Annotated in this window: 20 protein-coding genes; 19 read left to right on the top strand and 1 reads right to left on the bottom strand. The window is 54.6% G+C overall.

Features of this window, described 5'->3' with window-relative positions; genetic code table 11:
• Positions 1–168 precede the first annotated feature (168 nt).
• The 8 genes from JWF83_RS14240 (at position 169) to JWF83_RS14205 (ending at position 8,667) form a co-directional block, all read left to right on the top strand.
• A complete protein-coding gene (locus tag JWF83_RS14240) occupies positions 169–1,227 on the top strand; it encodes a PhoH family protein (protein WP_413650950.1) in 1,059 nt (352 codons plus the stop codon).
• The gene (ybeY, locus tag JWF83_RS14235; RefSeq protein ID WP_413650949.1) at positions 1,224–1,694 is read left to right on the top strand and encodes an rRNA maturation RNase YbeY; all 471 of its coding nucleotides are present in this window, start codon (positions 1,224–1,226) and stop codon (positions 1,692–1,694) included. Before JWF83_RS14240 ends, ybeY begins: the two co-directional genes overlap by 4 nt.
• 110 nt (positions 1,695–1,804) lie before the next feature.
• Complete coding sequence (gene corC, locus JWF83_RS14230) at positions 1,805–2,683, top strand: CNNM family magnesium/cobalt transport protein CorC (protein WP_413650948.1); 879 nt, start codon at positions 1,805–1,807, stop codon at positions 2,681–2,683.
• A gap of 7 nt (positions 2,684–2,690) precedes the next feature.
• Complete coding sequence (gene lnt, locus JWF83_RS14225) at positions 2,691–4,223, top strand: apolipoprotein N-acyltransferase (RefSeq protein ID WP_413650946.1); 1,533 nt, start codon at positions 2,691–2,693, stop codon at positions 4,221–4,223.
• 1,178 nt (positions 4,224–5,401) lie between these two features.
• The gene (locus tag JWF83_RS14220; protein ID WP_413650945.1) at positions 5,402–6,307 is read left to right on the top strand and encodes an amino acid ABC transporter substrate-binding protein; all 906 of its coding nucleotides are present in this window, start codon (positions 5,402–5,404) and stop codon (positions 6,305–6,307) included.
• A 219-nt stretch (positions 6,308–6,526) separates the two neighbouring features.
• Positions 6,527–7,267: an amino acid ABC transporter permease gene (locus JWF83_RS14215; protein ID WP_413650944.1), complete on the top strand. Its 741-nt coding sequence runs from the start codon at positions 6,527–6,529 to the stop codon at positions 7,265–7,267.
• Positions 7,267–7,941: a glutamate/aspartate ABC transporter permease GltK gene (gene gltK, locus JWF83_RS14210; protein WP_413650943.1), complete on the top strand. Its 675-nt coding sequence runs from the start codon at positions 7,267–7,269 to the stop codon at positions 7,939–7,941. Before JWF83_RS14215 ends, gltK begins: the two co-directional genes overlap by 1 nt.
• Complete coding sequence (locus JWF83_RS14205) at positions 7,942–8,667, top strand: amino acid ABC transporter ATP-binding protein (RefSeq protein ID WP_413650942.1); 726 nt, start codon at positions 7,942–7,944, stop codon at positions 8,665–8,667.
• A 43-nt stretch (positions 8,668–8,710) separates the two neighbouring features.
• Here JWF83_RS14205 and JWF83_RS14200 read toward each other — a convergent pair whose 3' ends face one another.
• Positions 8,711–9,193: a zinc ribbon-containing protein gene (locus JWF83_RS14200; RefSeq protein ID WP_413650941.1), complete on the bottom strand. Its 483-nt coding sequence runs from the start codon at positions 9,191–9,193 to the stop codon at positions 8,711–8,713.
• 253 nt (positions 9,194–9,446) lie between these two features.
• Between JWF83_RS14200 and leuS the strand changes: the two genes are divergently transcribed.
• The 11 genes from leuS to ybeD all read left to right on the top strand — a co-directional run bounded on the left by leuS (position 9,447) and on the right by ybeD (position 21,242).
• The gene (leuS, locus tag JWF83_RS14195; RefSeq protein WP_413650940.1) at positions 9,447–12,029 is read left to right on the top strand and encodes a leucine--tRNA ligase; all 2,583 of its coding nucleotides are present in this window, start codon (positions 9,447–9,449) and stop codon (positions 12,027–12,029) included.
• A gap of 14 nt (positions 12,030–12,043) precedes the next feature.
• Positions 12,044–12,649 carry an LPS assembly lipoprotein LptE gene (gene lptE / locus JWF83_RS14190; protein ID WP_413650939.1) on the top strand — a complete coding sequence of 202 codons (606 nt, stop codon included), beginning with the start codon at positions 12,044–12,046 and terminating at the stop codon, positions 12,647–12,649.
• Complete coding sequence (gene holA / locus JWF83_RS14185) at positions 12,646–13,677, top strand: DNA polymerase III subunit delta (protein ID WP_413650938.1); 1,032 nt, start codon at positions 12,646–12,648, stop codon at positions 13,675–13,677. The genes lptE and holA overlap by 4 nt, the downstream gene beginning before the upstream one ends.
• Positions 13,670–14,323 carry a nicotinate-nucleotide adenylyltransferase gene (gene nadD / locus JWF83_RS14180; protein WP_413650937.1) on the top strand — a complete coding sequence of 218 codons (654 nt, stop codon included), beginning with the start codon at positions 13,670–13,672 and terminating at the stop codon, positions 14,321–14,323. The genes holA and nadD overlap by 8 nt, the downstream gene beginning before the upstream one ends.
• 133 nt (positions 14,324–14,456) lie before the next feature.
• Positions 14,457–14,774, top strand: a complete 318-nt coding sequence (gene rsfS / locus JWF83_RS14175; RefSeq protein WP_413650936.1) for a ribosome silencing factor — start codon at positions 14,457–14,459, stop codon at positions 14,772–14,774.
• 3 nt (positions 14,775–14,777) lie between these two features.
• On the top strand, positions 14,778–15,248 hold the full coding sequence (gene rlmH, locus JWF83_RS14170) for a 23S rRNA (pseudouridine(1915)-N(3))-methyltransferase RlmH (protein WP_413650935.1): 471 nt from the start codon (positions 14,778–14,780) through the stop codon (positions 15,246–15,248).
• Between the two features lie 96 nt (positions 15,249–15,344).
• The gene (gene mrdA / locus JWF83_RS14165; protein ID WP_413650934.1) at positions 15,345–17,249 is read left to right on the top strand and encodes a peptidoglycan DD-transpeptidase MrdA; all 1,905 of its coding nucleotides are present in this window, start codon (positions 15,345–15,347) and stop codon (positions 17,247–17,249) included.
• An 8-nt stretch (positions 17,250–17,257) separates the two neighbouring features.
• Entirely contained in the window at positions 17,258–18,370 is a 1,113-nt protein-coding gene (gene mrdB / locus JWF83_RS14160; RefSeq protein ID WP_413650968.1) for a peptidoglycan glycosyltransferase MrdB, read from the top strand.
• Positions 18,371–18,380: 10 nt separating this feature from the next.
• Complete coding sequence (gene rlpA, locus JWF83_RS14155; protein ID WP_413650933.1) at positions 18,381–19,505, top strand: endolytic peptidoglycan transglycosylase RlpA; 1,125 nt, start codon at positions 18,381–18,383, stop codon at positions 19,503–19,505.
• Positions 19,506–19,655: 150 nt separating this feature from the next.
• Positions 19,656–20,867: a D-alanyl-D-alanine carboxypeptidase DacA gene (gene dacA, locus JWF83_RS14150; protein WP_413650932.1), complete on the top strand. Its 1,212-nt coding sequence runs from the start codon at positions 19,656–19,658 to the stop codon at positions 20,865–20,867.
• Between the two features lie 111 nt (positions 20,868–20,978).
• Positions 20,979–21,242, top strand: a complete 264-nt coding sequence (gene ybeD, locus JWF83_RS14145) for a DUF493 family protein YbeD (protein WP_413650930.1) — start codon at positions 20,979–20,981, stop codon at positions 21,240–21,242.
• The last annotated feature ends 38 nt before the right edge of the window (positions 21,243–21,280 follow it).

The raw sequence follows: 21,280 nt of genomic DNA, 5'->3' as shown, positions 1-21,280 counted from the left end.
TTCACGCCAATGCCCTTGCTTTCTGAAAGCCGTGCCCAAATATCTGTTCTCTCACTTGCGACATTTTGCAGCGACATAAATAATTGTCTGAAAGGCACGGCTGTTAACCCGCCTTTTCTGTTAACCCTGTAGCAACGTAACTGGCCCTCAGTGACCCATAGGATTAGTTTGAATATCGAAACTCGCGAAATACAGTTAGAACCCGCGGACAATCGCCGGTTGCTCAGCCTGTGCGGTCCGTTTGACGATAACATTAAGCAACTTGAGCGTCGTCTGGGTATTGAGATTAACCGCCACGATAACGCGTTTAAGCTGTCAGGCCGCGCCCTCTGCGTTAACGCCGCCGCCGATATTTTGCGCGACCTGTATGTCGATACCGCGCCGGTACGCGGTAATAGCAGCGATATCGATCCGGAACAGATTCATCTGGCAATCAAAGAGAGCCGCGTGCTGGAACAAACGGCTGAGAGCGTGCCGGAGTTTGGCAAAGCGATCCATATCAAGACTAAACGTGGTGTGATTAAACCGCGTACGCCTAACCAGGCGCAGTACATCGCCAATATCCTCGATCACGATATCACCTTCGGCATTGGCCCGGCCGGTACCGGTAAAACCTATCTCGCGGTAGCGGCCGCGGTCGATGCACTGGAGCGCCAGGAAATTCGCCGTATTCTGTTGACGCGTCCGGCGGTGGAAGCCGGGGAAAAACTCGGCTTTCTGCCGGGGGATCTCAGCCAGAAAGTGGATCCTTATCTGCGCCCACTGTATGACGCGCTGTTTGAAATGCTCGGTTTTGAACGCGTGGAAAAACTGATGGAACGCAACGTGATTGAAGTTGCGCCACTGGCCTATATGCGCGGCCGTACGCTGAATGATGCCTTTATCATCCTTGATGAGAGCCAGAACACCACCATCGAACAGATGAAGATGTTCCTGACGCGTATTGGTTTTAATTCAAAAGCGGTGATCACCGGCGATGTGACGCAAATCGACCTGCCGCGCAACCTGAAATCCGGTCTGCGCCATGCTATTGAAGTGCTGTCCGGCGTTGAAGAACTGAGCTTTAACTTCTTCCATAGCGAAGATGTGGTGCGTCATCCGGTTGTCGCACGCATCGTGGTAGCCTATGAAGCCTGGGAAGCCGCCGACCAGAAACGCCGCGATCAGCTGGCGGAAGAGCGCAAGCGTGAAGCCCTTGCGGCACAAACTGCCCAGGAGCAGAAATGAGTGAAGTGATCCTTGACCTGCAAATTGCCAGCGCCTCTGCCGAAGGTTTACCGCAGGAGTCTGATTTTCAGCACTGGCTGGAAGCGGTTCTGCCGCAGTTTCAGCCAGAAAGCGAAGTGACGATCCGCATCGTTGATGAAGCGGAGAGCCACGAGCTGAATATGACCTACCGTGGGAAAGATAAACCGACCAATGTGCTGTCATTTCCCTTTGAAGCGCCACCCGGCATTGAGCTGTCGCTGCTTGGCGACCTGATCATCTGCCGTCAGGTGGTGGAACAGGAGGCGGTCGAGCAGCAGAAGACGCTGCTGGCGCACTGGGCGCATATGGTGATCCATGGCAGTCTGCATTTACTTGGCTATGATCACATTGAAGATGAAGAAGCCGAAGAGATGGAATCACTGGAAACCGAGATAATGCTTGCTCTTGGTTACCCCGATCCGTACATTTCGGAGAAAGAAGATTGATAATCGCAAACGGCAGCAGTCAGTCTGCTGCCGTTTTCTGCCGAACTACTCAGCTGTCAGCCCCCTGCTGACAGACCGATCCCAGCAAGAGAGACCTTAACTAAAACGCCATGAGCGACGACCATTCACAAAACAGCGACAGTCCCAGTAGTAAAAAGGGATTCTTTACCCTTATCCTGAATCAGCTTTTTCACGGCGAGCCCAAAAACCGTGATGATTTGCTGGAACTGATCCGCGACTCTGAACAGAATGAGCTGATTGACCCCGATACCCGTGACATGCTGGAAGGCGTGATGGATATTGCGGAGCAGCGCGTTCGCGACATTATGATCCCGCGCTCACAGATGGTGACGTTAAAACGTAACCAGACCCTGGAAGAGTGCCTGACGGTGATTATCGAATCCGCGCACTCGCGTTTTCCGGTGATCAGCGAAGACAAAGATCATATTGAAGGGATTCTGATGGCGAAAGATCTGCTGCCGTTTATGAGCAGTGGTTCCGAACCCTTCAGCATGGAAAAAGTTTTACGCCCTGCGGTGGTGGTGCCGGAAAGTAAGCGTGTTGATCGCATGCTGAAGGAGTTCCGCTCCAAGCGCTACCACATGGCGATTGTGATTGACGAATTTGGCGGCGTTTCCGGTCTGGTGACCATTGAAGACATTCTGGAACTGATTGTCGGCGAAATTGAAGATGAGTATGACGATGAAGAAGATCGCGATATCCGTCAGCTTAGCCGTCACACCTACACCATCCGCGCCCTGACGCCGATTGAAGATTTCAATGAAACCTTCGCCACCAGCTTCAGTGATGATGAGGTCGATACCATTGGCGGTCTGGTGATGCAGGGATTCGGCCATTTGCCGGCACGCGGTGAAAGTATCGAGATCGATGGTTATCAGTTCAAAGTGGCGATGGCCGACAGTCGGCGCATCATTCAGGTTCATGTCAGAATTCCGGAAAACTCGCCACAACCTACACTGGAAGAATAATTACTTTATGGCTATTGCCTCACTTTACCTGCGCCAGCGGGTTCGGCTGTTATTGGCGCTGATAACCGGTGCCTGTGGCACACTGGCTTTTTCACCTTATGATTTTTGGCCCGCCGCGCTGGTTTCACTGGCGGGTTTACTGGCTCTGACGCTCAACCGCAGCACCGCCCAGGCTAGCGCCATTGGTTTCGTCTGGGGAATGGGGCTGTTTGGCAGCGGCATCAACTGGGTATATGTCAGTATCGCCACCTTTGGCGGTATGCCGGGTCCGGTTAACGTCTTCCTGGTGGTGCTGCTGGCGGCGTATCTGTCGCTTTACACCATGCTGTTTAGCGGGTTACTGGCCCGATTCTTTCCGCGCACCTCATTGCTAAGGCTGGCGGTAGCGGCGCCGGTGCTGTGGCAGATTAGCGAATTTTTACGCGGCTGGGTGCTGACCGGCTTTCCGTGGTTGCAGTTTGGTTACAGCCAGATCAATGGTCCGCTAAAAGGGCTGGCGCCGATTCTGGGTGTCGAATCGATTACCTTTGTGCTGATGATCATTGCCGGTCTGGTAGTCTATGCCGCGGTTCAGCGCCGTCTGGCGCCGCTGGCTGGCGCCATTGCCCTGCTATTGCTGCCCTGGCCGTTGCGTCAGATCAGCTGGTTTCAGGCACTTCCTGAGCGTGCGGTTAACGTTGCGCTGGTGCAGGGCAATATTCCACAGTCAATGAAGTGGGATCCGGACGAGCTGCTGCGAACCTTAAATATCTATAGTCAGCTTTCGCGCCCGTTTATCGGCAAAGCGCCGATTATTATCTGGCCGGAATCCGCCATCCCCGATCTGGAACTCAATCAGCAGCCATTCCTGCGTTCGCTGGATAACGAACTGCGCACCGCCGGTAGCGGTCTGGTTACCGGTATTGTCGACTCACGTCTGCAGAACAATCGCTACCACGATTACAACTCGATCATCGTCCTCGGCGGCAACCAGCCTTATGATTATCGCAGTAGCAATCGCTACCAGAAAAACCATCTGGTGCCGTTTGGTGAATTTGTGCCGCTGGAGAGTTTACTGCGTCCGCTGGCGCCGTTCTTCGATCTACCGATGTCCTCCTTTAGCCGTGGCGATTATATCCAGCCGCAGCTGCAGGTGACGGGTTATAACCTGACCGCCGCCATTTGTTATGAGATTGTGCTGGGCCAGCAGGTGCGCGATAATTTCCGTCCGGATACCAATTTCCTGCTGACCATCTCCAATGATGCGTGGTTTGGTCACTCGATCGGGCCATGGCAGCATTTCCAGATGGCGCGCATGCGTGCGCTGGAACTGGGTCGCCCGCTGTTGCGCAGCACTAATAATGGCGTAACCGCCGTGATTAGCGCCGACGGCGAAGTGCAGAAGCTGATTCCGCAATTTACCCGTGAGGTGCTGGACGCCCGGGTCACCCCAACCAGCGGTTTAACCCCGTATGCGCGTTTTGGCAACTGGCCAGTATGGATGGTGACCGCGCTCTTTGGTTTTACCGCCCTGGTGCTGGGTTTAGGTAAAAGACGGTAATTTCACAGCAGTTCCTGCTGCAGGGGAGCCATTTATGGCTCCCGTCCCGAAGGCGGCAGCAGTGCAAGCCATTGATACGGGCGGCATAAATGCCGCCCCTACAGAAGAATATCTGCCCCCCTGATGTAGGGGAGCCATTTATGGCTCCCGTGCTGATGGCAACCGCCGCGCAAATCATTGGTACGCGCGAATATCTGCCCCCCTGCCGTAGGGGAGCCATTAATGGCTCCCGTCCCGAAGGCGGCAGCAGTACAAGCCATTGATACGGGCGGCATAAATGCCGCCCCTACAGAAGAATATCTGCCCCCCCCCCTGCTCCAGGGGAGCCATTTATGGCTCCCGTCCCGAAGGCGGCAGCAGTACAAGCCATTGATACGCGCGAATATCTGCCCCCCTGCCGTAGGGGAGCCATTAATGGCTCCCGTCCCGAAGGTGGCTGCAGTGCAAATCATTGATACGGGTGGCATAAATGCCGCCCCTACAGAAGAATATCTGCCCCCCTGATGTAGGGGAGCCATTTATGGCTCCCGTGCTGATGGCAACCGCCGCGCAAATCATTGGTACGCGCGAATATCTGCCCCCCTGCCGTAGGGGAGCCATTAATGGCTCCCGTCCCGAAGGCGGTAGCAGTACAAGCCATTGATACGGGCGGCATAAATGCCGCCCCTACAGAAGAATATCTGCCCCCCCCCTGCTCCAGGGGAGCCATTTATGGCTCCCGTCCCGATGGCGACCGCAGTGCAAACCATTGATACGGGCTGCATAAATGCCGCCCCTACAGAAGAATATCGGCCCCCCTGCGGCAGGGGAGCCATTTATGGCTCGCTGTTTAATCCTCCCTTTACACGCGCCGGTAACGTTTTGGCATGATGTTTGCAAAATATTCCAGTGGAATTGCTGCAGATAAGCTGGTGTAACAAGACGAAAAACTGGCTTGCACCAATAAGGCTCATGAGACGCCCCGCGGCGGAGCATTGCCCAAATAATTGCCTCCGATTGGTGCGCGCAAGCTCGCAAAAAAGAAACTTTTTTGTTTCATGACGTTAACATTCAGCTATTTTAATAACTAAACAGAGCAACTTCAGCTTAAGTAGCGGAAAAAAAACAGCAGCAAATACACACAACATCATCATCGGCGCGGTTTTATATTGGCGCCAAAACGACAAAGGAGTTGGAACATGAAATTACGGAAACTGGGGCTTTGCCTTGCATTAGCTGGATTAGCCTCCGGTATCGCTCATGCAGAAGATCCAAAAACCCCCTTAACGACCCTCGAGAAAATCAGTAAAGATGGCGTTATCGTGGTCGGGCATCGCGAATCATCTGTTCCTTTCTCGTATTACGACAATCAGCAAAAAGTAGTGGGTTACTCGCAGGATTATTCCAACGCGATTGTTGATGCAGTGAAGAAAAAACTGAACAAACCTGACCTGCAGGTTAAATTACTGCCAATCACTTCGCAGAACCGTATCCCGCTGCTGCAAAACGGCACCTTCGATTTTGAGTGCGGTTCCACCACCAACAATCTGGAACGCCAGAAACAAGCGGCCTTCTCCGACAGCATCTTCGTCGTCGGCACCCGCCTGCTGGTGAAAAAAGGCGGCGCAATTAAAGACTTCGCCGATCTGAAAGGCAAAGCGGTAGTCGTGACCTCTGGTACCACTTCTGAAATTCTGCTGAATAAGCTGAATGAAGAACACAAAATGGAAATGCGCATTATCAGCGCCAAAGATCACGGTGACTCCTTCCGTACGCTGGAAACCGGTCGTGCCGTGGCCTTTATGATGGATGACGCCCTGCTGGCCGGCGAGCGCGCCAAAGCGAAGAAACCGGCAGACTGGGATATTGTCGGCACGCCACAGTCCCATGAAGCCTACGGCTGTATGCTGCGTAAAGACGATCCTGAGTTTAAAAAGCTGATGGACGACACCATTGCCCAGGCACAGACCTCCGGTGAAGCCAGCAAATGGTTTGATAAATGGTTTAAACAGCCTATTCCGCCAAAAAACATGAAAATCGACTTCGATCTTTCGGCAGATATGAAAGCACTGTTCAAAGCACCTAACGATAAAGCACTGAACTAATAATGACAAAAAGGGCAGCTGGCCTGCCCTCTTGATTGCTGATTACCGGCCCGGACAGACAATACAGGCCCACGGCACACCCGATTATCGCCTCAGCGCGACAGCCGGAGCAACTGATGGGTAACAAATGCAGCATGGTCGTTCCCCAGGCTGCATTTTCGGGGGCCACTCACCAATCTTCAGGGTAGCTTCGCTACCCTTTTTTTACCGGAGTTATTTATGTCTATTGATTGGAACTGGGGGATTTTTCTCGAGTCCGCCCCCTTCGGCAATACCACCTATCTGGGCTGGTTATGGTCAGGCTTCCAGGTCACTATTGCGGTTTCCGTCAGCGCATGGATTATCGCCTTCTTTGTCGGCTCACTATTTGGCATTCTGCGTACCGTTCCTAATCGCCTGCTCTCCACGCTTGGCACCTGCTACGTTGAATTATTCCGTAATATCCCGCTGATCGTGCAGTTCTTTTTCTGGTACCTGGTGGCGCCGGAGCTGGCTGGCGAAAATCTCGGCATGTGGTTTAAATCCGAACTGGATCCCAATATTCAGTTCTTTATCTCCTCGGTAATTTGTCTTGGCCTGTTTACCGCGGCACGCGTCTGTGAACAGGTTCGGGCGGCAATCCAGTCGCTGCCGGGCGGGCAGCGCAATGCCGGCCTGGCAATGGGGCTGACGCTGCCGCAAACCTATCGTTATGTGCTGCTGCCCAATGCCTACCGGGTGATTGTCCCGCCGATGACCTCAGAAATGCTGAACCTGGTCAAAAACTCCGCTATCGCCTCCACTATCGGTCTGGTGGATATGGCCGCCCAGGCCGGTAAGCTGCTGGATTACTCCGCGCATGCCTATGAGTCCTTCACCGCCATTACCCTGGCGTATGTCGGCATCAATCTGGTGATTATGCTCATTATGGGGCTGGTCGAGCGCCGGGTTCGCGTACCAGGCCATATGGGGAGTAAATAATGTACGAGTTTGACTGGAGTTCAATTATTCCCAGCCTGCCCTATCTGCTTAACGGGCTGGTTATCACCCTAAAGATCACCCTCACGGCAATTGTGTTTGGCATTATCTGGGGAACCTTGCTGGCGGTAATGCGCCTGTCGACCTTTAAACCGGTTAGCTGGTTTGCCCGTCTGTACGTCAACCTGTTTCGTTCCGTGCCGCTGGTGATGGTGCTGCTGTGGTTCTATCTGGTGGTGCCGAGTTTCCTGCAAAAGGTACTGGGACTATCACCGAAAACCGATATTCGTCTGATCTCCGCGATGGTCGCTTTCGCGCTATTTGAAGCCGCCTACTATTCCGAAATTATCCGCGCCGGCATCCTCAGCGTGGCGCGCGGTCAGTCGAATGCAGCGCTGGCGCTGGGGATGACCCACTGGCAGTCAATGCAATTGATTATTCTGCCGCAGGCGTTTCGCGCCATGGTGCCGTTGTTGCTGACTCAGGGCATTGTGCTGTTTCAGGATACCTCACTGGTGTATGTACTTAGCCTCGCGGACTTCTTCCGTACCGCATCCTCGATTGGCGAGCGCGATGGCACCCAGGTAGAGATGATTCTGTTTGCTGGTTTGGTCTACTTTGTTATCAGTATTTCCGCGTCAATGCTGGTCAGCTATTTAAAGAAAAGGACAGTTTAAATGATTACCCTGAAAAATATTTCCAAGTGGTATGGTCACTTTCAGGTGCTGACCGACTGCTCAACCGAAGTGAAAAAAGGTGAAGTGGTGGTGGTATGCGGCCCTTCTGGCTCAGGGAAATCGACGCTGATCAAAACCGTGAACGGCCTGGAGCCTATTCAGCAGGGCAGCATCGAAGTGAACGGCATTCAGGTTAATGATAAGAAAACCAATCTGGCGCAGTTGCGTTCCAAAGTCGGCATGGTATTTCAGCACTTTGAGCTGTTTCCCCATCTGTCGATTGTGGAAAACCTGACGCTGGCGCAGGTTAAAGTGCTGAAGCGCGATAAAGAAGAAGCACGGCAGAAAGGGCTGAAATTGCTGGAACGCGTGGGTTTAGCCGCCCATGCCAATAAGCATCCCGGTCAGCTCTCGGGTGGCCAGCAGCAGCGTGTGGCGATCGCCCGCGCACTCTGCATGGACCCGGTGGCCATGCTGTTCGATGAGCCTACTTCCGCCCTTGACCCGGAGATGATCAACGAAGTGCTGGACGTAATGGTTGAACTGGCCAATGAAGGCATGACCATGATGGTGGTAACCCATGAAATGGGCTTTGCACGTAAAGTGGCAAACCGCGTGATCTTTATGGATGAAGGGAAAATTGTTGAAGACCGTCCGAAAGATGACTTCTTTAACCACCCGGAATCGGAACGCGCAAAAGACTTCCTCGCCAAAATCCTGCACTAACGGCGGCGGGCGGCATGATGCCGCCCCCCCAGGCTGGGTTAATTTATGGCGCGAACGGCTGGCGCTGGAACTGGTCATGACCACACTGCGGGCAACGCGTCAGGGTTTCCGGGGTATAAATGGCGCGGGTAAACTGACACTTTTCGCACACCAGATTGCCTAACCCCACGACCTCGCCACTCTGATAGACACCATGGTGATTCAGATCCTGAAACACCTCACGCCACTCGAGCTGACTTTTATCAGTAATATCCGCCAGTTCTTTCCATACGCTTTCGCGGATAACGCGCATAAAAACACTGTCGTTCAGATCTGCTTCATTCTCACTGTAGCTACGGGCAAACTCCTCCAGATCGCGCCGGACCGCACGCAACACCTCATCCGCTTCGTTACGTGTCAACTCACCCGTGGCCTGCAATCGCTGACGCGCATGATCCACCAACGCATCAATATCACGATCGCCACGATTTAGCCGCTCGGTTAACGATGTCACTAATTCACGATAATACTGAGCAAGCTTGTTCATTTTTTCTCCTTTGCCATCCTGAAAGACAATCCTGTTTAATTCTAGCGCTTATCAGGAGGTTGCCGTGTCAGGCGGCCCACAATAGTGGAATTCTGCAAGCGGGATTCCGGCTTACAGAGAAAAGCGCCTCGCCAGGACGCTAACTATTGTTGCTGCGAAGGCTTATCAGCTATGCTATGCGGATCTGATGTCTATTAATCTAAATAGTAAATTAGTTAATAATTGAGCTATTCACAAAGGACCACTGGCAGCCATGCAAGAGCAATACCGCCCGGAAGAGATAGAATCCCACGTTCAGCTTCACTGGCAAGAGAAGCAGACTTTCAAAGTGACTGAAGAGGAAGGCAAAGAGAAGTACTACTGCCTCTCTATGCTGCCCTATCCTTCTGGTCGCCTACATATGGGCCACGTTCGTAACTACACCATTGGCGATGTCATCGCCCGCTACCAGCGTATGCTGGGTAAGAACGTGCTGCAGCCGATTGGCTGGGATGCATTTGGCCTGCCAGCAGAAGGTGCGGCGGTAAAAAACAATACCGCACCGGCGCCATGGACCTACGACAACATCGAATATATGAAGAACCAGCTGAAGCTGCTGGGTTTTGGCTATGACTGGAGCCGCGAACTGGCCACCTGTCAGCCAGAGTATTATCGCTGGGAACAGTGGTTCTTCACCAAACTGTATGAAAAAGGCCTGGTTTATAAAAAAACCTCGGCGGTTAACTGGTGCCCGCAGGATCAGACGGTACTGGCTAACGAGCAGGTTATCGACGGCTGCTGCTGGCGCTGCGATACCAAAGTGGAACGCAAAGAGATCCCGCAGTGGTTTGTAAAAATCACCGACTACGCAGAAGAGCTGCTGAATGACCTCGATAAGCTGGAAGACTGGCCGGAGCAGGTCAAAACCATGCAGCGTAACTGGATCGGCCGTTCTGAAGGGGTGGAAATCACTTTTGATGTGGTCGACAGCGAACAGAAGCTGACGGTCTATACCACGCGTCCGGACACCTTTATCGGCGCCACCTATCTGGCGGTGGCGGCGGGACATCCGCTGGCGGCGCAGGCGGCGGCATCCAATCCGGCGCTGGCGGACTTTATTGCGGAATGCCGTAATACTAAAGTCGCGGAAGCCGAAATGGCGACCATGGAGAAAAAAGGCATGGCCACCGGTCTGTTTGCGGTTCACCCGCTGACCGGCGAGCAGGTGCCGGTATGGGCGGCTAACTTTGTGCTGATGGAATACGGCACCGGCGCGGTAATGGCGGTTCCGGCGCACGATCAGCGCGACTGGGAATTTGCCAGCAAATACCAACTGGCGATCAAGCCGGTGATCCTCAATCTGGACGGCAGCGAGCCGGATATCAGCGCCGGGGCGATGACCGACAAAGGCACGCTGTTTAATTCCGGCGAGTTTAGCGGCCTGTCGCACGAAGAAGGTTTTAACGCCATTGCCAGCCAGCTGGCGGCGAAAGGCGTTGGCGAGCGCAAAGTGAACTACCGCCTGCGCGACTGGGGGGTTTCCCGTCAGCGTTACTGGGGCGCGCCAATTCCGATGGTGACGCTGGAAGACGGCACCGTCATGCCAACGCCGGAAGATCAGCTGCCGGTGATCCTGCCGGAAGATGTGGTGATGGACGGAATTACCAGCCCGATTAAAGCCGACCCTGAGTGGGCGAAAACCACCGTTAACGGCCAGCCGGCACTGCGCGAAACCGATACCTTTGACACCTTTATGGAGTCATCCTGGTACTACGCGCGCTATACCTGCCCGGATTACGATAAAGGCATGCTCGACCCGGCGGCGGCGAACTACTGGCTGCCGGTCGATCAGTATGTCGGCGGCATTGAACACGCCATCATGCACCTGATGTACTTCCGCTTCTATCACAAGCTGCTGCGCGATGCCGGTCTGGTTAATTCTGATGAGCCGGCAAAACGCCTGCTGTGTCAGGGCATGGTTCTGGCAGACGCTTTCTACTATCTCGGCGCCAGCGGCGAGCGTAACTGGGTTTCACCGGTTGATGTCAGCGTTGAGCGTGATGAGAAAGGCCGTATTGTCAAAGCTTCGGATGCCGAAGGTCACGAGCTGGTGTACGCCGGTATGAGCAAGATGTCGAAGTCGAAGAACAACGGCATCGACCCGCAGGTGATGGTGGAACGTTACGGCGCCGATACCGTGCGTCTGTTTATGATGTTTGCTTCCCCGGCGGATATGACGCTGGAGTGGCAGGAATCCGGAGTGGAAGGAGCAAACCGCTTCCTGAAACGCGTCTGGAAACTGGTGTTCGATCATACTGATAAAGGCGCCACTGCGGCACTGGATATCGCCAGCCTGTCTGACGATCAGAAAGCGCTGCGTCGCGATCTGCACAAAACCATTGCCAAAGTGTCTGATGATATCGGTCGCCGTCAGACCTTTAATACCGCGATTGCGGCTATTATGGAGCTGATGAACAAACTGGCTCGCGCCCCACAAGAGAGCCAACAGGATCGCGCGCTGATGCAGGAAGCGCTGCTGGCCGTGGTACGTATGCTCTATCCGTTTACCCCGCACGCCAGCTTCAGCCTGTGGCAGGCGCTGGGTGGTGAGCAGGACGTGGATAACGCGCCGTGGCCACAGGCGGATGACGCCGCGATGGTAGAGGATTCTCTGCTGGTAGTGGTACAGGTTAACGGCAAAGTGCGCGGCAGAATTACAGTTCCGGCGGATGCCTCGCAGGAACAGGTACAGGCACGCGCTGCGCAGGAGCATCTGGTGGCGAAATATCTCGACGGCGTGACCATTCGTAAAGTGATTTACGTCCCGGGCAAACTGCTTAACCTGGTCGTAGGTTAAGTTCAGGAGGAACTGTGCGACATCCGATTTTGACTCTGTTATTAGGCTTTGCGGTGCTGGTCACCGCAGGTTGTGGTTTTCATCTGCGCGGCACCACTCAGGTGCCAGATGAAATGAAAACGCTGATCCTCGACAGTAACGATCCTTACGGTCCGCTGACGCGCACCGTGCGTGAACAGTTACGTCTCAACAATGTCTCTATCATTGATAATCCGGGGCTGCGTACCGACCTTCCGTCACTGCGTCTTCAGGGTGAAAGCAATGGCCGTGATACTGCGTCAATTTTCCTGAATGGTAAAACTGCCGAATACTCAATGATGATGACGGTACGTGCACAGGTGCTGATACCCAATAAAGGCATCTACCCAATCAGCGCGACTGTCTATCGTTCGTTCTTCGATAACCCACAGGCGGCGCTGGCGAAAGATTCCGAACAGGATATTATTCGTCAGGAAATGCGTGAAAAGGCCGCTGAGCAGCTGGTACGTAAGCTGTTAAGCGTGCATGTCGCGCAGGCAAACCTCGATGCCACCGCTACCGATGCAGACAATGCGACGCCTGCGGTTAGCGGTACTGAACCGGTTGATCTGCCGACATCAGGTCGCGCTACCGTCCAATGATCAGGATCTATCCTGAGCAACTCAGCGCGCAGCTTCGTGAGGGGCTGCGCGCCTGTTATCTGCTCTGCGGCAATGAACCGCTGTTACTGCAGGAAAGTCAGGACGCAATTCGTGCGGCAGCGCAGCAACAACAGTTCAGCGAACACTTCAGCGTTACCCTCGATGCCAGTACCGACTGGGATACTATTTTCACCACCTGTCAGGCTCTCAGCCTGTTTGCCAGCCGTCAGACGCTGCTGCTGATGTTACCGGAAAATGGTCCCAATGCGGCAATGGCTGAACAACTGGTTAAACTCTCCACGCTACTGCACAGCGATATTCTGCTGATGCTGCGTTGCAATAAGCTGACCAAAGCGCAGGAAAACAGCGCCTGGTTTAAAGCCTTAAGCAGCAATGCGGTACTGGTTCCCTGTGCGACGCCGGAGCAGGCGCAGTTGCCGCGCTGGGTGGCGAATCGGGCGAAAACCATGAAGCTGGCGCTGGATGATGCCGCGAATCAGCTGCTCTGCTACTGCTATGAAGGCAATTTACTGGCGCTGTCGCAGGCGCTGGAACGCCTGTCGCTGCTGTGGCCGGATGGCAAACTGACCCTGCCGCGCGTCGAACAGGCGGTCAATGATGCTGCGCATTTCACGCCGTTTCACTGGGTTGATGCGTTGCTGGCCGGCAAAAGTAAACGTGCGCTGCATATTTTGCGTCAGATGCAGGCGGAAGACAGCGAGCCGGTGATCATGATCCGCACTTTGCAGCGCGATCTGCTGTTGCTGCTTACCCTGCAACGCCAGCTGAGCAGCGCCCCGTTACGGACGCTGTTTGACCAGCATCGCGTCTGGCAAAATCGCCGCCCGCTGTTTAGCGATGCGCTGCAGCGCATTGATGCCCGCCAGCTGTTACAGGCGATTCGTCTGCTCACGCGGATCGAAATGACCCTGAAGCAGGATTATGGGCAGTCGTTATGGGCAGAACTGGAAACGCTGTCACTGCTACTCTGTAATAAATCGTTTCCTGAGAGTTTCTGTGATGTCTGAAATACCTGCGCTGCATGCTCTGTTTGGCGGCACTTTTGATCCTATCCATTATGGCCATCTGCGTCCGGTGGAAGCGCTGGCGCGTCAGGTTGGCCTGCAACAGGTCACCCTGTTGCCGAACAATCTGCCGCCGCATCGTCCACAGCCCGCCGCCTCTGCGGCGCAGCGGGTGGCGATGGTTAAACTGGCGATTGCCGATCGGCCGTTATTTCGTCTCGATGAACGAGAACTGCAACGCGCCACCCCTTCCTGGACAGTAGAAACCCTCGCAGAGCTGCGCCTGGAGCGAGGCGACCGCCAGCCGCTGGCGTTTATCATCGGCCAGGATTCACTGCTCAGCCTGCATACATGGCATCGCTGGCAGGATTTACTGTCGCTGTGCCATTTGCTGGTATGTCAGCGCCCGGGCTATGCGACAAAGATGGAAAGTGCCGAACTGCAGCAGTGGCTCGACGCCCACCTCACCGATGACACCACGCTACTGCATCGCCAGCCCGCCGGCCTGATCTTCCTCGCCGATACCCCGCTGGTGCCCGTTTCGGCAACCGAGATCCGTCAGCGCCGTCGGCGCGGTGAATCTCTTGATGACCTGTTGCCGCCGGCAGTAACCGCCTTTATCGATCGCGAAGGGTTATACTCTGAGTGACCGGGTCATGCTATACTGCGCCGCTAATTTTCAGGGCTGTGGCCCGTAGATAAATCCTGTAACGGTTATCTGCGCCGGTTCAGGCGTAAGTATGAGATAACCTGTGACACTCAACTACCCGAGGGGGAACCTTTTGCAAGGTAAAGCACTCCAAGACTTCGTTATTGATAAGATTGATGATCTTAAAGGTCAGGATATCATTTCCCTGAATGTTCAGGGCAAGTCCAGCATCACCGACTGCATGATTATCTGCACCGGCACCTCTACCCGTCATGTGATGTCTATTGCAGATCATGTGGTTCAGGAGTCGCGCGCGGCCGGCATGATCCCACTAGGCGTTGAAGGCCAGACCGTCGCCGACTGGGTGGTAGTCGATCTCGGTGAAGTTATTGTCCATGTGATGCAGGAAGAGAGCCGTCGCCTGTACGAGCTGGAAAAACTCTGGGGTTAATGCGTGAAGCTGCAGCTTGTTGCCACCGGCACCAAAATGCCCGATTGGGTTCAGACCGGCTTTATGGAATACTTGCGCCGTTTTCCCAAAGATATGCCGCTGGAACTGACGGAAATCCCGGCCGGTAAGCGTGGCAAAAACGCCGACATTAAACGCATCCTCGAAAAAGAGGGAGAGGCGATGCTGGCTGCCGTCGGGAAAGGCAACCGCATTGTCACCCTGGATATACCGGGTCATCCGTGGGAAACCCCACAGCTGGCCGGTCAGCTTGAACGCTGGAAGCAAGACGGAAGAGATGTCAGCCTGTTAATCGGTGGCCCGGAGGGGCTATCGCCTGCCTGCAAAGCAGCCGCAGAGCAGAGCTGGTCACTCTCGGCGCTGACCCTGCCCCATCCGCTGGTTCGCGTATTGGTTGCTGAGAGTCTGTATCGCGCATGGAGTATTACTGCGAATCATCCTTATCATCGTGAATGACCGTCATAATTCAAGTTGCAGCTACGCTGGTTAGCCGCCCTGCTGCAACCCGAATTACTCAGGTTATTGTATTAACAGGGTATCAATAAGCAGCGGATGAAATTACAACGCAACTCTTTTCGTGACTACTCGGCCGAACAATCGCTGTTTGTACGGCGCGCGCTGGTCGCCTTTGTTGGCATTCTGATTCTCTCCAGCATTCTGGTGGTCAATCTGTATCACCTGCAGATCCTGCGTTTTGAAGATTACAGCACCCGCTCGAACCAAAACCGTATCAAACTGGTTCCGGTCGCTCCCAGCCGCGGCATTATTTACGATCGTAACGGCATTCCGCTGGCGCTGAATCGCACCATCTATCAAATTGAGCTGATGCCGGAAAAAATCGAGAACCTGAACCAGACGCTACAGGATCTGCGTCCGGTGGTGGATCTTACCGATGACGATATTGACGCCTTTGAAAAAGAGCGCAAACGCTCGCGGCGCTTTACATCGATTGCGGTGAAAACCGGCTTAAATGATGTGCAGGTGGCGCGCTTTGCCGTCAACCAGTACCGCTTTCCCGGCGTTGAAGTGAAAGGCTACCAGCGTCGTTACTATCCTTATGGCTCCGCTCTGACGCATGTCATCGGCTATGTCTCCAAAATCAACGACCGCGATGTCGATCGTCTGGATAAAGAGGGTAAATGGCCGAACTATGCGGCAACCCACGATATCGGCAAGCTGGGCGTTGAACGCTATTACGAAGATGTGCTGCACGGTAAAACCGGCTACGAAGAGGTGGAAGTTAACAACCGTGGCCGGGTGATCCGCCAGCTGCATGAGCAGTCGCCACAGGCCGGGCGCGATATTACGCTAACCATTGATCTGCGCCTGCAACAGTATATCGAAACTCTGCTGGCGGGGAGCCGTGCCGCGGTAGTGGTCAGCGATCCGCGTACCGGCGAGCTGCTGGCGCTGGTTTCGATGCCGAGCTACGACCCTAACCTGTTTGTTGATGGTATCTCCAGTAGCGACTACAACCGGTTGCTGCATGATGAAAATCGCCCGTTAATCAATCGAACCACCCAGGGGACTTACCCACCGGCATCAACGGTAAAACCGTATGTGGCGGTTTCGGCTCTGAGCGCCGGCGTGATTAACCGCAATACCAGCTTGTTTGATCCCGGCTGGTGGCAGTTACCCGGTTCGGAAAAGCGCTATCGCGACTGGAAGCACTGGGGTCATGGTCGTCTGAACGTCACCAAAGCACTGGAAGAGTCCGCCGATACCTTCTTCTATCAGGTGGCTTACGATATGGGTATCGATCGCCTCGCCGAATGGATGAGCAAATTTGGCTACGGTCAGCTGACCGGCGTCGATCTGTCGGAAGAGTATGCCGGTATTATGCCGACCCGCGACTGGAAACTGAAACGCATTAAAAAGCCGTGGTATCAGGGTGATACCATTCCGGTGGGGATCGGTCAGGGCTACTGGACCGCCACGCCGCTGCAAATGAACAAAGCGATGATGACGCTGATTAATGACGGCATTGTCAAGGTGCCGCATCTGTTGCGCGCCACGCGCGAAAACAATGTGCAGGTGCCGTACCGCCAGCCGAACGAGCCGCCGATTGGCGATATTCACTCCGGCTACTGGGAAATTGCCAAAGATGGCATGTACGGTGTGGCTAACCGGCCAAACGGCACCGCGCATAAGAGTTTTGCCGATGCGCCGTATAAAATTGCCGCCAAATCGGGTACCGCGCAGGTATACGGCCTGAAAGAGAATGAAACCTATAATGCGCACAGAATTGCCGAGCGTTTGCGTGACCACAAATTAATGACCGCCTTTGCCCCTTATGATAAGCCGCGCGTGGCGGTCACCATGATCCTTGAAAACGGCGGTGCCGGTCCGGCGGTGGGTACCATTATGCGTCAGATCCTCGACCACATTATGCTGGGCGATAACAATACCAATCTGCCTGATGCGCCACCGGTGCCATCAGGTTATGAGGGTGAATAATCATGTCAATGAACGATAGCCCGCAAAACAGAACCATCTGGACTAAAATCCATATCGACCCGATTTTCATGGTGATTATTACCGGTTTGCTGGTCTACAGCGCATTAGTGATCTGGAGCGCCAGCGGTCAGGATCCGGGCATGATGGAGCGTAAACTGGGGCAGATCGTGATGGGGCTGGTGGTGATGATCGTGCTGGCGCAGGTGCCGCCGCGCATTTACGAAGGCTGGGCGCCCTACCTGTATATTATCTGCGTGGTGCTGCTGATTGCCGTTGACGCTTTCGGTCAGATCAGTAAAGGCGCGCAGCGCTGGCTCGATCTGGGGGTGGTGCGTTTCCAGCCGTCGGAGATCGCCAAAATCGCCGTACCGCTGATGGTGGCGCGCTTTATTAACCGCGATGTGTGCCCGCCATCACTGAAAAATACCGGTATCGCCCTGATTCTGATCTTTGTGCCGACCCTGCTGGTGGCGGCGCAACCCGATCTCGGCACGGCGATTCTGGTGGCGACTTCCGGTCTGTTTGTGCTGTTCCTGTCGGGGATGAGCTGGAAGCTGATTGGGGTAGCGGTGCTATTAATCGCCGGTTTTATCCCGATCCTGTGGTTCTTCCTGATGCATGACTATCAGCGTGACCGCGTCATGATGCTGCTGGATCCGGAGAGCGATCCGCTGGGCGCTGGTTATCATATTATTCAGTCGAAGATCGCCATTGGTTCCGGCGGCCTGCGCGGCAAAGGCTGGCTGCACGGCACCCAGTCGCAACTGGAATTTCTCCCCGAACGCCATACCGACTTTATTTTCGCCGTACTGGCGGAGGAGCTGGGTCTGGTCGGGGTGTTGATCCTGCTGGCGCTCTACCTGCTGCTGATTATGCGTGGGCTGATGATTGCCGCGCGGGCGCAAACCACCTTTGGCCGCGTGATGGCCGGTGGGCTGATGCTGATTCTGTTTGTCTATGTTTTTGTTAACATTGGTATGGTTAGTGGTATCTTACCGGTAGTTGGCGTACCCTTGCCGCTGGTCAGCTACGGTGGCTCCGCCTTGATTGTTCTTATGGCCGGATTTGGCATCGTGATGTCGATCCATACTCATCGAAAAATGTTGTCAAAAAGCGTTTAAGAGGCTTCACATGCGTAAGGATTGGCTTTGGATTGGCGCGGCATCGCTGCTACTGGTAGCCTGTACCACCACGGAACAGCAGCCAACCGCGCCGCCGCAACCGGCTTATAATGGCCCGGTGGTTGAAATTGGCGGTGTCGAACCGCGCTATGAACCGATTAATCCGCGTGCTAATCAGGATTACAGCGTCAACGGCAAAAGCTACCGTATCGTAAAAGATCCGTCGAACTTCAGTCAGATCGGGCTGGCGGCCTGGTATGGCGATGAAACTAACGGTAATCAGACGGCGATCGGTGAAACCTTTGACCCTAATGCCCTGACTGCCGCCCATCCGACTCTGCCGCTGCCGAGTTATGTGCGCGTCACCAATATGGCCAATGGTCGTCAGATTGTCGTGCGTGTCAACGATCGCGGCCCCTATACGCCGGGTCGCATTATCGATCTGTCGCGGGCGGCGGGCGATCGTCTGAATATGTCCAATAACACCAAAGTGCGCATCGATTATATTCAGGTGGCGCCGGATGGCTCTCTTTCCGGACCGGGCACCATCGGCACCCGCGTGGCGAAACAGAGCTACGCCCTGCCTTCGCGTCCGGATCTGGCCGGCGGCATGACGGTGATGGGCGGTGCTTCCGCCATGGCCGCCAGCACCCCGCAACCGGTGACGCAGAGTAACGATAATATCCGTCCGGTAGATAACCAGACGCTGCGTAGCGATGACAATATCGGGGCGCCGGTCAGTAACGGCGGATTCCTCGGCGCGCCGACGCCGTTGCGCTCAGGGGTGCTGGAAAGCAGTGAGCCGCAGCCGGTCGCCGCGCCCGCCAGCCACGCCGCCGTGGTCAGCGCGCCGGTTGCCGCCGCCCCGGCGGCAAGCTCCGGCGCGCGCGCTATTTCAGGCTCAGGCTATGTGGTGCAGGTGGGCGCGCTGAGCGATGGCGCCCGCGCGCAGCAATGGATGCAGTCCCTGCGCCAGCGTTTTGGCGTACCCGGTAATGTCGCCGCCAGCGGTAATGTTTATCGTGTACAGTTAGGCCCATTCAGCGATCGTCAACAGGCGGCGGCACTACAGCAACGCCTGTCCACGGAAGCTCAGCAACAATCATTTATTACTGTCGCACCAGGCGGAATGTAAGCGCTGCAGGCGACCGCGGCCCCTTGTTAACAGACGGGTAATGTAACGTCTGTTAACAAGTGAGGCGGAAAGTCGGGTGCCTGTAAAATATGCATTTGCTATAGTGAGTCACTTTTTTAACTTAACTCCACGGATGTTGTTGTCCCAAACATGAACACTCAGACACCTTCTCGTTTTCTCAAACGCCTGACAGTGGGTTCACTGATCGCACTCAGCATCACCACCTTCGCCCATGCCGAAGATGTTAATCTGAAAACCATGATTCCCGGCGTACCGGACATTGATGCCGAAGCCTATGTGCTGATCGACTACAACTCAGGTAAGGTGCTGGCGGAAAAAAATGCTGACACTCGTCGCGACCCGGCCAGTCTGACCAAAATGATGACCAGTTATGTTATCGGTCAGGCGGTAAGGGCGGGCAAAATTCACCAGGAAGATATGGTGACTGTGGGTCAGGATGCCTGGGCAACCGGCAATCCGGCGTTCAGAGGTTCCTCACTGATGTTCCTGAAGCCAGGCGACCGTGTACCGGTTTCCCAGCTGACGCGCGGTATTGTGCTGCAGTCAGGTAACGACGCCTGCGTGGCGATGGCCGATTATGTCGCTGGCAGCCAGGACGCCTTTGTTGGCCTGATGAACAACTACGTTAAAGCACTGGGCCTGCAGAATAGCCACTTCCAGACCGTTCACGGTCTCGATGCCGAAGGCCAGTACAGCTCAGCCCGTGATATGGCGCTGATTGGTCAGGCGCTGATCCGTGATGTGCCGGAAGAGTACGCGGTTTATAAAGAGAAAGAGTTCACCTTTAACAATATTCGCCAGATGAACCGTAACGGCCTGCTGTGGGACACCAGCCTGAACGTTGATGGTATCAAAACCGGTCATACCGATGCGGCAGGTTACAACCTGGTCGCCTCGGCCACCGAAGGTCAGATGCGTTTAATCTCTGCGGTAATGGGCGGCCGTACCTACAAAGGTCGCGAAACCGAGAGCAAGAAACTGCTGACCTGGGGCTTCCGCTTCTTTGAAACGGTCGCGCCGCTGAAAGCCGGGAAAGAATTTGCTTCTGAGCCGGTGTGGTTTGGCGATAGCGATCGCGTCCAGCTGGGCGTAGAGAAAGACGCCTTCCTGACGATCCCTCGTGGCCGGATGAAAGATCTTAAAGCCAGCTATGTGCTGACCAATACCGAACTGCACGCGCCGCTGCAGAAAAACCAGGTTGTCGGCAGCATTAACTTCCAGCTGGATGGTAAAACCATCGACCAGCGTCCGCTGGTGGTGCTGAACGAAGTGCAGGAAGGTAACTTCTTTGGCCGTATCATCGATTACATCAAGCTGATGTTCCACCACTGGTTCGGTTAATCTGGTTATTTTTTATGCGGACTTGATAATTATCGCCAGAAACCCCATATAATAAGCATCAGTAAACTCCCGCTGCGGCGGGAGTCCTCGTTTTAGCGCACCGGAGCATTTATGAAAACCAACCTGAAAGAACTACTTGAATTTCCCTGCACCTTTCCCTTTAAAGTAATGGGACTGGCACAGGCAGAGCTGGTTGATCAAGTGGTGGAAGTGGTGCAACGTCATGCACCAGGTGATTACACGCCGGAAGTTAAACCGAGCAGTAAAGGAAACTACCACTCGGTCTCCATTACCATCACCGCGACCCATATCGAACAGATCGAAACGCTGTACGAAGAGTTAGGTAATATTGAAATCGTTCGCATGGTGCTGTAACCGCATCCTGCGGTAAAGGGCGGGTAGCTCTCGCCCTT

The organism is Pantoea sp. B65, from assembly GCF_047308185.1.
Classification (GTDB): Bacteria; Pseudomonadota; Gammaproteobacteria; order Enterobacterales; family Enterobacteriaceae; genus Erwinia.
This window is presented reverse-complemented; position numbering and strand designations above follow the sequence as displayed.